Below are 12,188 nucleotides of genomic sequence, written 5' to 3' on the forward strand. Positions count from 1 at the left end.
AGCCGGGTTACATCTTGCCCCAGTTACATCTTACCGTCGTCCTGGAAGACCTGCGTCCAGTCCTTGACCAGGCCGTCCAGCGCATCCTTGGCCGAACCTTGGCCGGCGACGACATAGTCGTGGAAACGCTTCTGCGAGGCCTGCAGCAGCGGGGCGTAGCTCGGCTCGGCCCAGAAGTCCTTCACGATGGCCATCGAGTCGAGGAAGGTCTGCGCGTAGGGCTGGCTGGCCGGGAAGCCCGGGTCCTTGACCACCGCGTTGAGGCAGGAATAGCCGCCGAGCGACCACCATTTGGCTTGCACGTCCTTGTTGGCGAACCATTTGATGTATTTCAGCGCCGCTTCCTGCTTGTCGGAATAGGACACCACGGAGATGCCCTGGCCGCCGAGCTGGGCGAACTGCTCGCCGTCCGGACCCTTCGGGTTGACGAAGTAACCGATTTTGTCGCCGCCGACATTCTCGTCCTTCTGCAGGCCTGGCCATGTGAAGGCGAAGTTCATGTGCATCGCCACCTGGCCGGATTTGAAGGCATCGACGCCTTCGCCCATATAGCTGTTCGAGGCACCCGGAGGCGTGCAGCAATCATAGAGCGCCTTGTAGAACTCCAGCCCCTTTACCGATTTGTCGGAGTTGACGAAGCCTTCCATTTCGTAGGGCTTTTTGGGGTTTTCGTACTGGAAGCCATAGCTGTAGAGCACGTCCATGGCGCCCATGGTGATGCCTTCCGAGCCGCGCTCGGTGTAGATCGAGGCGCCGTAGACGGTCTTGCCGTCGATCTCACGCTTCTGGAAGAACTCGGCGACCTGCTTCAACTGGTCGAAAGTGGTCGGCGGGCCGAGATCCCAACCGTACTTCTCCTTGAATTCCTTCTGCAGTTCCGGCTTGGAGAACCAGTCCTTGCGATAGGTCCAGCCGACGACGTCGCCCATGGCCGGCAGCGCCCAGTAGTTCGGCGTGTTCTTCGGCCATTCCGAATAGCCGACGACGGTTGCCGGCACGAAATCGTCCATGCTGATCTTCTCCTTGTCGAAGAAGTCGTTCAGCTTGACGTAATGGCCGTTCTCGGCAGCGCCGCCGATCCACTGGCTGTCGCCGATGATCAGGTCGCACAATTTGCCGTGCGAGTTCAGCTCGTTGAGGAAACGGTCGGCATAGTTGGTCCATGGCACGAACTCGAATTTCATGCCGATGCCGGTTTCCTTGGTAAAATCCTTGGACAGTTCGACAAGCGCGTTGGCCGGGTCCCAGGCGGCCCAGCACAGCGTCAGGTCTTCAGCGTGCGCGACGTTCGAGACGGCTGTCGACGCTGTGATCGCCGAGGTCAGTCCCAACGCCAGTTTCAAGCTCGATTTCATGACTTCCTCCCATTTGCGAAACGCGCCCGGATGACGGTTTCAAAAAGCCCTCAACCCCTCTCCTCAGGGGCCCAAACATGGCTGCGCGGTTATGCTGCGGATGTTTAGTAATTTGTTTAGTGATGCAATTTTTACTAAACAAAGCAAGCGAATTCGTTGCTGCGCCGCAGCATGCTTATCGCGATGTCTGAAAACGTTGGAGAAGCGCGGCTCGCTGGTCGGCTCACCGAAGCCGTTCAAGCCGCTTCTGGCCAGGGCCGTGGGTCGCCTCGGCTTCTCAATCGACCCTTCTGGTGCTCACCATCACCTTCCGGATCGGCGGCGCCGGCGGCAGCAGCGCGCGGATATCGGCGAACGGGAACGACGGTTCGAAGCGGAAGGCTTCGGCCGATGAGCCTTGCGCGCCGTTGCACTGGCCGGCTCGAAAGGCGTTCTGTGTCCGCGCGATGTCGACGAAGCGGTCGGGATCCTGCGACTGATGCATTCGGATCGCCTCGGCCTTGACGTCGGCATGGGCGGAAATGTCGACATAGTGCGTCGGCGAAAAACCGGTGCCGCCCATCGTGTCGGCATGCAGCACCGGGACGGCGAAAGACGCCGCGATGCGCACGCCGTCCGACAGCGCGCGATGGTCGGCATGATAGTCGTTGGGCGCATGCGTGATCACCAGATCCGGGCCGGTTTGACCAATCAGTGCTTTCAGAGCTCCGATCAGCGCTGCATCGGCCACCAACTCGCCGTCCGGGAAGTCGAGGAAGCGTGGCATTGCGCCTACCAGCGCAGCCGCGGCCGTTGCTTCATCGCGACGGACACGAGCGAGAACAGCGGGATCACTCGTGCCGCCCCTGGCACCATCCGTAGCCATGGCAAAAGTGAGCTCTGCGCCTTGCGCGGCATAGGCGGCCATCGTACCGAACATGAAGATCTCGATGTCGTCCGGATGGGCACCGAGCGCCAGGATTTTCAAATCACTCTCTCCCCGGAACTGGAACAACGTGACGAACGGAATCCTGCTCGCCCTGATCGCCTACGCAAGCTATTCGGGCAGCGATGCCGTTGTCAAAAGCCTGGGCGGTCAACTCACGATCTTCGAGATCGGCTTTTTCATAACTTTGTTCGCGGGCTTCTTCCTGTTCTTCACGCGACCTGCGGGCGAACGCTGGCGCGATTTCTGGCGCACCAAAAGACCATGGGCGGTGCAGGCGCGCGCCTGGGCGGGCATCGCTTCCGGCGTGCTCAGCGTCTACGCCTTCACCACCATTCCTCTGGCCGAGTCCTATGCGCTGATCTTCCTGGCGCCGCTCTGCGTCACCATTCTCTCCACGGTGATCCTCAAGGAGAAGGTCGGCCCCTGGCGCTGGCTGGCGGTGGTCGCCGGTTTTGCCGGCGTCATGCTGGTGGTGCGGCCTGGCTTTCGCGAACTCAATCTCGGCCATCTTGCCGCCTTCGGCGTTGCTTTCCTCGCGGCCACCAGCGTCATCCTGATGCGCTCGCTGGCGCAGCAGGAAAAGCGCACCACCATGCTCGGGGTACTGGTCGGTTGCGGCCTGCTGTTCAACGGCATCGGTGCCGCCGCCACCGCCTTCACTGTTCCCAGCGGAAGGCAGTTGCTGTGGCTGGCAATGGCCGGTGCCTTCACCGCAGGTGGACAATTCCTTCAACTGCTGGCCATGAAATACGCGCCCGCCAACCGCGTCGCGCCGACCCATTATTCGCAGATCGCCTGGGCGGTGATCCTCGGCGCGTTGTTCTTCCAGGAATATCCGGACAGGCTGTCGCTGGTTGGCCTGGCGGTCGTTGGCGGTGCCGGCCTGTTGACCATGGTGCGGGAGGAAGCGCGGCTGGGCACCGTGCGCTGGAACCCGTTTTCGCGCACCCGGCTTTGAACCGACTCTGGTTGCGCCGTGGCCGTAACCGCTGATATGCGGGCGCCATGACCACAAAACCCCTGCCGGAGCTTCCTGTATCCGCCGTGCTGCCGGCGCTGAGGGAAGCGCTCGGCCATGGCAACAGCGCCGTGCTGGTTGCGCCGCCGGGCGCCGGCAAGACGACGCTGGTGCCGCTGGCGCTGCTTGACACGCCTTGGCTCGGCGCCGGCAAGATCATCCTGCTTGAACCGCGCCGGCTCCCCGCCCGCGCCGCCGCCCGCCGTATGGCTGAATTGCTTGGTGAGGAACCCGGCGCCACCGTCGGCTATGCCATGCGCATGGAAAACCGCATTTCGGCAAAGACCAGGATCGTGGTCGTCACCGAAGGCGTGCTGGCGCGCATGATCCTCGACGATCCCGAACTGCCCGGTGTTTCGGCTGTCATTTTCGACGAATTCCACGAGCGCTCGCTCGACGGCGATTTTGGTCTCGCTCTGGCGCTCGACGTCCAAGGGGCGCTCAGGCCGGATCTGCGCTTGGCAGTGATGTCGGCGACGCTCGACGGCGCGCGTGTCGCCAAACTCATGTCGGGCGCACCGGTCGTCGAAAGCGAGGGTCGCGCCTTCCCCGTAGACATCCGGCATGACGAACGCCCCGCCGGCATCGCCATCGAGGATGCCATGGCCAAGGCGATCCGCGCCGCCCTTGCCGACGAGAGCGGCAGCGTCCTTGCCTTCCTGCCCGGCCAGCGCGAGATCGAGCGCACCGCCGAACGGCTGGCCGGCAAGGTTGGCACTGAAACCGACATCGTGCCGCTCTACGGCATGCTCGACGGCAAGGCGCAGGACGCCGCGATCAAACCGGCACCATCAGGCCGCCGCAAGGTGGTGTTGGCCACCTCGATCGCCGAGACCTCCATCACCATCGACGGCGTGCGCGTCGTCATCGATTCGGGCCTGTCGCGGCTGCCGCGCTATGAGCCGGCCAGCGGCCTCACCCGGTTGGAGACCGTGCGCGTCAGCAAGGCTTCCGCCGACCAGCGCGCCGGCCGTGCCGGGCGCACGCAGCCAGGCGTCGCCATCCGGTTGTGGCGGGCCGAGCAGACTGCTGCACTCCCCGCCTTCACGCCGCCGGAAATCCTTGAGGCCGATCTGTCCGGACTGCTGCTCGATTGCGCTGCCTTTGGCGTTGCCGATCCGGCAGGGCTCGCTTTTCTCGATCCGCCGCCTGTTCCGGCCCTTAACGAGGCAAGGGGGCTACTACGCGCGCTGGATGCCATCGACGACATGGGGCGCCTGACGGACGCGGGTGCAGCGATGCGCAAGCTCGCCCTGCCGGTGCGGTTGGCGCACATGGTTGCCGAGGCAGCCGGCAGCGGCCATGCCTTCGAGGCGGCGATGCTTGCCGTGCTGCTCACCGAACGCGGCCTTGGTGGCGACGGCGCCGATCTGGAGCGGCGGCTGATGCGTTTTCGCGGGGAAAAATCGCCACGCGCTACAGCCGCCAAGCAGCTCGCCGAACGGCTGGCGAGGCAGGCTGGCGAGGCGAAGGGCAGCGAAGCTGCGGCAGCCGGTCCCCTGCTCGTCCACGCCTGGCCGGATCGGGTGGCGAAGGCGCGCGGCGAGCGTGGCCGTTTCGTGCTGGCCAACGGCTCCGGCGCCATGCTCGACGCCGCCGATCCGCTGGCGGGCGAGCCGTTTCTGGTCGTCGCCGACCTGCAGGGCAAGGCACAGAATGCGCGCATCACGGCGGCGGCAGCGATCGGCGAGGACGATGTCCGCGCCGCGCTGGCGGACAGGATCGAGGTCCGCCGTGAAACGAGCTTCGACCGCGACAAGCGCGCCGTGCGCGTCCGCGAAACCGTGCGCCTTGGCGCCATCACGCTTGCCGAGCGCATGCTGCCGCCGCCAATCGGTGCTGACGCCGACCGCGACGTCCTCGATGCGGTGCGCCAGCACGGGCTGTCGCTGCTGAATTGGAGCAAGGAGGCGCAAACGCTGCGCCAGCGGCTTGGCTGGTTGCATCGCGGCCTTGGCGCGCCCTGGCCCGATATGGCGGATGACGCCCTCATCGAGCGCCTCGACGACTGGCTGCTGCCTTACCTGTCCGGCGCGGCGTCGTTTGCCGCCATCGATGCGGGCGTTGTCTCGGCCGGGCTGGCCAGCCTCGTGCCACACGATCTGCAGCGCAGGATCGATACGCTGGCGCCGACCCATTTCGATGCTCCGTCGGGCAGCCATGTGCCGATCCGCTATGACGGCGAATGGCCGGTGCTGGCGATTCGCGTGCAGGAGCTGTTCGGCCTCGACCGCCATCCTTCGATCGCCAATGGCGCCGTGCCGCTGACGCTCGAACTCCTGTCGCCGGCGCACCGGCCGATCCAGACGACGCGCGACCTGCCCGGCTTCTGGCGCGGCTCCTGGGCCGATGTGCGCGCCGACATGCGCGGCCGCTATCCCAAGCATGTCTGGCCGGAAAACCCGCTGCTCGCGACCGCCACCGCCCGCGCCAAACCCAGAGCATGATCCCAAAAAGTGAAAGCCGGTTTTTGGAAAAGATCATGCTCAAACAAGAAGTAGAGCCCCATTCCGACTCCTCGGATTGGGGCGGTACCTAGCGTTTGCCGCTTCGCGGCTGTAATCCATGGCCATGATCAACGTTTTGCGTTCGCCCGATTTCCAGCAGAGCCAGAGACTGCGCCTCAACACGCTGATCCGGTTGCGCTGGCTTGCCATTGTCGGGCAGAGCCTGACGGTGCTGGTCGTCGCCTATGGGCTGAAGTTTCCGCTGCCGGTCAGCCTCTGCTTTGCCCTGATCGCCTGTTCGGCATGGATGAACCTGTTTCTCGCCTTCCGCTTTCCGGCGGCGCACCGGCTCACGCCGCTTGCCGCCTTCGGCATCCTCATCTTCGACAGCCTGCAGCTTGCCGGCCTGCTCTATATGACCGGTGGCCTCACCAACCCGTTCTCGCTGCTCATGACCGTGCCTGTCGTCATTTCGGCGACATCGCTGCCCCTGCGCCTGACCGCCATCCTCGGCGGGCTGGTCATGTCGGCGGCGACCTTTCTGGTCTTTGTCCACCTGCCGCTGCCCTGGCATGAGGACGCGCCGCTGGCGATGCCTTTTCTCTATGTCGCCGGCATGTGGATGGCGGTGCTGTCCTCGATCGCCTTCACCGCCATATACGCCTTCCGGGTGGCCGCCGAAGCCCGGCTTCTGGCCAATGCGCTCGCCGCAACAGAGCTGGTGCTGCAGCGCGAGCAGCACCTTTCGGCCCTCGACGGGCTGGCCGCCGCGGCCGCGCACGAGCTCGGCACGCCGCTCGCCACCATCGCACTTGTCGCCAAGGAGATGGAAAAGGCGCTCGGCAAGGATCCGAAATATGGGGAAGACGTAACGCTGTTGCGTTCGCAGAGCGAGCGCTGCCGCGAGATTCTCAAGCGGCTGACCAGCCTGTCCTCCGAGGGCGAGGCGCATCTTTCGCGGCTGCCATTGACCTCGCTGGTCGAGGAGGTCACCGCGCCGCACCGGGACTTCGGCATCTCGATCAAGCTTCGGCCCGGCGAACGCATCGGCCCCGAGCCGGTCGGGCGACGCAATCCGGGCGTCATCTACGGCCTCGGCAATTTGGTCGAGAACGCCGTCGATTTCGCCCGCAAAAGCGTCACCGTGCACTGGAGCTGGGACGAGGCCACCGTCACCTTCTCGATCATCGATGACGGCCCCGGCTTTCCGGCCGAGATCATCGACCGCATCGGCGAGCCCTATATGTCGACGCGTCAGGGCAATGAAACCGGCGGCGGTCTGGGCCTCGGCCTGTTCATCGCCAAGACCCTGCTCGAACGCTCCGGTGCCGTGCTCGATTTCCGCAATTCCAGCGGCCTGGGCGAGGGCGCCATGGTACAGATATCGTGGCCGCGTGGTGTGTTCCTCAATCCGGAAATCACTTCGGCCAGCATGTTCGACACCGCCTGAGAGCCTTGAAGGACGTCTAAAAATTGGACAATCGGGCTCAGGAACTATATTTGCGTAAAATTAAGGCAGCAGGAATTTTGAGACTATGACAGGCGACGAGAATATTGGCGCAATGGTTGAAGGCGAGGACACCTCGCTGCTTGTCGTCGATGACGACAAGCCGTTCCTCACGCGTCTGGCCCGCGCCATGGAAGCCAGGGGCTTCGTGGTCGAGACGGCCGAGAGCGTCGAGGAGGCGGTTGCCAAGGCGCGCGCCAATCCACCCGCCTACGCCGTGGTCGACATGCGGCTGGGCGACGGCAACGGCCTCGACGTGGTCGCGGCCATCCGCGAAAAGCGCGAGGATTCCCGCACCATCATCCTGACCGGCTATGGCAACATCGCCACCGCGGTGACCGCGGTGAAGCTCGGTGCGGTCGATTATCTCTCCAAGCCCGCCGACGCCGATGATATTTTCGCGGCACTCACCCGCACCGCCGGCGAGCGCGCGGCGCCGCCTGAAAACCCGATGTCGGCCGACCGCGTCCGTTGGGAGCATATCCAGCGCGTCTATGAGATGTGCGAGCGCAACGTCTCCGAGACAGCGCGCCGGCTCAACATGCACCGCCGCACCTTGCAGCGCATACTGGCCAAGCGCGCGCCACGTTAGGATCGCAGGGTGTCGCTTGGGGCCAAGTTTGTAACCAGCGGCGGAGAGGGCCCAATCGCCGAAGTCAGCGCCGCCCCTCATCGCCCTGCCGGGCACTTCTCCCCGTATGGTGACGGGGAGAAGGGGCTAGCCGCAACCTAGGCGTAATTTCTGTAACGTTGGTGATTGGCGAAATCATAAATGACAGCGTCCCTCTCCCCGTCACTATACGGGGAGAGGATGCCGGCAGGCAGGTGAGGGGCGGCGCTAGCGCTTGGACAATGAAGCCCGCCAAACAGGCGGCTTAACGGAGGCGACATGCAGGATCTGAAGCAGCGGCCGTTTTCCGTTTTCCGCGAATTTCTCGATAGCGAAGCGGCCGGCGGCATCATCCTGATGGTGGCGGCGGCACTGGCGCTGATCGTCGCCAACTCGCCGCTCGCCGAAAACTATTTCTCCGTGCTCCACGCCTATCTCGGCCCGCTCAGTGTCTCGCATTGGGTCAATGACGGGCTGATGGCGGTGTTCTTCCTGCTCGTCGGACTGGAGATTAAGCGCGAGATGCTGGACGGCCAGCTCTCCACCTGGCCCCGGCGCGTGCTGCCCGGCATTGCAGCCGCCGGCGGCATGTTGGTTCCGGCACTCGTCTATGTGGCCGTCAACCGCAACAATGCGGCCGCCCTGTCCGGCTGGGCGATCCCGACCGCCACCGACATCGCTTTCGCGCTCGGCGTGCTGTCGCTGCTCGGCAGCCGCGTGCCGGCTTCGCTGAAGGTGTTCCTCACAGCACTCGCCATCATCGACGACCTCGGTGCCGTCATCATCATCGCCATCTTCTACACCAGCGGCCTTTCGCTGGCTTATCTGGGTGCTGCCTTCGCCGTCATTGCCGCGCTTGTCGTGCTCAACCGCATGCGGGTGATGACGCTGGTTCCCTATCTCGTGCTCGGCGTCATCCTGTGGGTGCTGGTTCTGAAATCCGGCGTCCATGCCACGCTCGCCGGCGTGGCGCTGGCGCTGACCATCCCGCTTGAGCGTTCCGCCGGGATCGGCCACGATCTCGACCGTTCGCCCCTGCACCGGCTCGAGCACGGCCTGCACAAGATAGTGGCCTTCGTCGTCATCCCGATCTTCGGCTTTGCCAATGCCGGCGTTTCGCTCGCCGGTCTCAGCGTCAGTGCGCTGATTGAGCCGTTGACGCTGGGTGTCGCCGCCGGCCTGGTGGTCGGCAAGCTGGTCGGCGTGTTCGGCTCCTCGGCACTTGCCATCCGGCTCGGTCTTGCCGACCTGCCAGCCAATGCCGGCTGGACGCACATGATCGGCATATCGCTGCTGTGCGGCATCGGCTTCACCATGAGCCTGTTCATCGGCCTGCTCGCCTTCGCCGGCGACGTGGCGCTGCAGGACGCGGTCAAGGTCGGCATCCTCGCCGGTTCCTTCATCGCCGCTATCCTGGGCGCTGCCGTGCTGCTCATGGCGCCCGCCAGGGGTGGCGTGGAGGACGGTGAAGAGTAGAGGCAGTCTTAGGACTTGGGGGACAATCGCTACTCGCTCTCACCCTCCAGCGCCGGCACCGACACGCCGGCAAGCTCTGCCGCCAGCAGCCGCGAAGCGCCGGCCCGCGCGATCCGCAGCATCAGCGCTTTGCGCGTTGCCGCTGCCATGCGGTGCTCGGGCGCATCGCGCAGGATCTCGGCGCCGTAGCCGTCGGAGAGGATGAAGCCGCACTCCTGGGGAAATATCTCCGAGGGCACGCCGGGATGGGTGGCGAAGAAGAAGCGGTCGGAATGCAGCCGGTAGTCGGGCCATTTGCGGTCGACCCTGAAATCCTCGATCGAGGATTTGATCTCGATGATCCAGATATCGCCCTGCCGGGTCAGCGCGACGAGGTCGGCGCGGCGGCCCGTGGCCAGCGACAGTTCGGGCAACACATGTGCGCCCATATCCATGAGCAGCCGCTGTACGCCGCGCCGCACCAGCATGGCGCGTTCGGACTGGCGGCCGTCGATGAGAGGGTTGATGAGGATGGGGGAGATGATCGGCATGCCAGGCACCATGCCAGATTTTGTTCACGGTTTGAACCTGTTTTATGCAGACGATTGTATATTCGATATACCCGGATATACCCAAAAGAAGTCAGGCATTGATCCTTGAAAGATTGACTTTGCGGTGCGTACCGTCGCTTCCATGGGGACGGGTGACGCAAAATCGAACACTAAAGAAGGCCAACAAGTATGGGCCTTTGACCTTGACGCTCTGCGCAAGGCTTTCAGAAAGTCCGTTCGGGAGCATAAAGTCACGGCGGCTGATTGGGCGGAACACGCCAAGCAGTTCCTCGAAAAACAAAGAGATCGTCAGCGCGAATCGCCTTGATATGCCGCGCCGATCAATTTCCATTTAGTAACCTTAAGATAGCAGAAAAAAGTCTTTGCGCGTTACCAACCAAAGTCAGATGCAACCGCTTTAGTTCCGCGAATGTCGAATGGCATAAGCAGGGAGACGTCACTTCGACATTTCCGTGAAGTGCGCAACCCATCTGCGGGTGGCGCATGGCTTTCTGTAAATTAGATAAAGCTAATTTAAGTGAAAGGTGATATTTTGGAAGCAGCCGGGGCTCCCCCAATACACCCCGCTCCGGTCAGGCCCGGTGGCGGTCCACCCAAAGGAAGGCTACCGGGCCGATCCCTGCAACCAACCGGTGATCCGCTCGTTGACCCCATGCCGGGTTGATCCCCCGGCACTCCAGGACCTGCCCGCTGCCGAGGGGCGGCGGGCCTTTTTTGCCGATTGGATTCAAGCCCGCAGCGATAGCGAAGGCTCCGGCGGATGCCGGAGCCTTCGCGTTTGGTGATCCCGTCAGAAGTGGATCCAGAAGGATCTGCGGAAGCATCGCCGGCGCCAATAGCCATTGCGCCAATAGCGACGGCAAACCCGCCTCCACCCGCGTCGGCGACGGCGGCGGTGCCATCTGCGGTGCCGCACGAACTCGACGCCGTCCTGAACATCGGGACCATCCGGGCCGAGAATGTCGTCGGATGATTTGTCGAGTTCATCGAGAATGCCGGGCCCCGTATCAGGGATGCCGGCCAGGGCGGTGGCAGGACGCGCGATTGCGACGACGGTCGCAGCCCCTGCAAGCCCAAGCATTCCAGTCAGAAACAATCGCCGATCCATGCCAACCTCCATCGTTGATCATTGCGACAAGGGAAGACATAGAGCGGCAGATTGACGCGCCCAGATGCCGAAGAAAATTGGGTCAATCCCCCTGCCGTGCCGGCGGCGGATCTTTTTAGCGGTCTCCGACAATCCACGCGGCCAAATGCGCCTGTTCCCAGGGATCATTCCTCCGACAAGCCGGTCGCCGTTGCGTCCGTTTCGATGCTCACCGGCACGCCCTGGCGCAGGGAGTTGCTGACCGTGGAAATCGCCGCGGCCCTTGTGATGATCTCCGCCGGGTCGGAGCCGTCCAGCGTCGTGCATGAAACCTTCATGATTGACGAGGTCGCGAGCAAAGGCTTGCCTTCGAGGTTCAGCGTGACGGTCACCGCGATCTTGTTGAGCGTTACACCCATTTCCTCGGCGACGTAGCGAAGGTCGTTGTAGAAGCAGCCGCCGATCGCCAGGGCGAGCAGTTGGCCGCCATTGAAGCCCAGGCCCATGCCGCCAGCCTTGCCTTCGGGCCGGTCGACGATGATCGTGTGGCCGCCGGCCCAGCCCATGGCGGCTTGCGTGTCCTCCACATTGCGCAGTTCGACGGTCATCGAGACCATTGCGGATGTCCTCCCGGCAGGAGTCGACCAGGCGTCGGGCCTCGTCGACGTACGGTCATTGTGCAGGCGCAGAGGCGGCCTTGTCGCTGGGCAACGCCGCCCCCGCCATGTCATCAAGGATCGGACAATCCGGCCTTTCGTCGCCGTGGCAGGCATGGATCAGTTTCTGCAGCGTCGAGCGCATCGACTGCAGCTCGCGCACTTTCTCCTCGATCGCCGTGACATGGGCGGCGGCGATTTCGCGCACGTTCTGGCTGGCGCGGCTGCGATCCTGGTAAAGCGCCATCAACTGGCGGCAATCGTCGATGGAAAAGCCGAGATTGCGCGCGCGGCGCAGGAAGGCCAGCCGGTGGATGTCGTCTCCGGAATAATCGCGGTAGCCGTTGGCGGCGCGCGCCGGGGCGATCAGGCCGATCTCTTCATAGTAGCGGATAGTCTTGGCCGGCAGGCCGGAGCGGTGGGCGGCGTCACCGACATTCATGACGGTTCTCCTCGATTTCCAGGAGCCCATGGAGCAGGCCCCTTGAATTTGCTTCACAATCCTGTGAGTCCTGTGGCCAAAATGCCATAGTGATACGCTTACCGGTACGTC

The 12,188-nt window shown here is 63.8% G+C and carries 11 protein-coding genes; 5 read left to right on the top strand and 6 right to left on the bottom strand.

Going from position 1 to position 12,188, the window contains the following annotated elements:
• Positions 1–23 precede the first annotated feature (23 nt).
• Both AC0L3E_RS32215 and AC0L3E_RS32220 read right to left on the bottom strand, forming a co-directional pair.
• Complete coding sequence (locus AC0L3E_RS32215; RefSeq protein WP_027039732.1) at positions 24–1,355, bottom strand: ABC transporter substrate-binding protein; 1,332 nt, start codon at positions 1,353–1,355, stop codon at positions 24–26.
• 277 nt (positions 1,356–1,632) lie between these two features.
• Complete coding sequence (locus AC0L3E_RS32220; protein ID WP_128307320.1) at positions 1,633–2,322, bottom strand: PIG-L deacetylase family protein; 690 nt, start codon at positions 2,320–2,322, stop codon at positions 1,633–1,635.
• A gap of 28 nt (positions 2,323–2,350) precedes the next feature.
• Here AC0L3E_RS32220 and AC0L3E_RS32225 point away from each other — a divergent pair, with 28 nt between their 5' ends.
• The 5 genes from AC0L3E_RS32225 to nhaA all read left to right on the top strand — a co-directional run bounded on the left by AC0L3E_RS32225 (position 2,351) and on the right by nhaA (position 9,341).
• Positions 2,351–3,241, top strand: a complete 891-nt coding sequence (locus AC0L3E_RS32225) for a DMT family transporter (protein WP_473606592.1) — start codon at positions 2,351–2,353, stop codon at positions 3,239–3,241.
• 47 nt (positions 3,242–3,288) lie between these two features.
• Complete coding sequence (gene hrpB / locus AC0L3E_RS32230) at positions 3,289–5,748, top strand: ATP-dependent helicase HrpB (RefSeq protein WP_473606593.1); 2,460 nt, start codon at positions 3,289–3,291, stop codon at positions 5,746–5,748.
• 118 nt (positions 5,749–5,866) lie between these two features.
• The gene (locus tag AC0L3E_RS32235) at positions 5,867–7,198 is read left to right on the top strand and encodes an ActS/PrrB/RegB family redox-sensitive histidine kinase (RefSeq protein WP_127383477.1); all 1,332 of its coding nucleotides are present in this window, start codon (positions 5,867–5,869) and stop codon (positions 7,196–7,198) included.
• Positions 7,199–7,283: 85 nt separating this feature from the next.
• Positions 7,284–7,847: an ActR/PrrA/RegA family redox response regulator transcription factor gene (locus tag AC0L3E_RS32240; RefSeq protein ID WP_013528072.1), complete on the top strand. Its 564-nt coding sequence runs from the start codon at positions 7,284–7,286 to the stop codon at positions 7,845–7,847.
• A 297-nt stretch (positions 7,848–8,144) separates the two neighbouring features.
• Positions 8,145–9,341 (top strand): Na+/H+ antiporter NhaA, encoded by a 1,197-nt coding sequence (gene nhaA / locus AC0L3E_RS32245; protein ID WP_473606594.1) that lies wholly within the window; start codon positions 8,145–8,147, stop codon positions 9,339–9,341.
• Between the two features lie 29 nt (positions 9,342–9,370).
• Here the strand turns inward: nhaA and AC0L3E_RS32250 are convergent, their stop codons facing one another.
• The 4 genes from AC0L3E_RS32250 to cueR all read right to left on the bottom strand — a co-directional run bounded on the left by AC0L3E_RS32250 (position 9,371) and on the right by cueR (position 12,077).
• Entirely contained in the window at positions 9,371–9,871 is a 501-nt protein-coding gene (locus AC0L3E_RS32250; RefSeq protein WP_050596738.1) for an MmcB family DNA repair protein, read from the bottom strand.
• A 91-nt stretch (positions 9,872–9,962) separates the two neighbouring features.
• Positions 9,963–10,223, bottom strand: a complete 261-nt coding sequence (locus AC0L3E_RS32255) for a hypothetical protein (protein WP_473606595.1) — start codon at positions 10,221–10,223, stop codon at positions 9,963–9,965.
• A 941-nt stretch (positions 10,224–11,164) separates the two neighbouring features.
• Complete coding sequence (locus AC0L3E_RS32260) at positions 11,165–11,596, bottom strand: OsmC family protein (RefSeq protein WP_473606596.1); 432 nt, start codon at positions 11,594–11,596, stop codon at positions 11,165–11,167.
• Positions 11,597–11,651: 55 nt separating this feature from the next.
• Complete coding sequence (gene cueR / locus AC0L3E_RS32265) at positions 11,652–12,077, bottom strand: Cu(I)-responsive transcriptional regulator (RefSeq protein ID WP_473606597.1); 426 nt, start codon at positions 12,075–12,077, stop codon at positions 11,652–11,654.
• Positions 12,078–12,188: the final 111 nt, after the last annotated feature.

The sequence above is a fragment of the Mesorhizobium sp. WSM4822 genome (assembly GCF_055811155.1).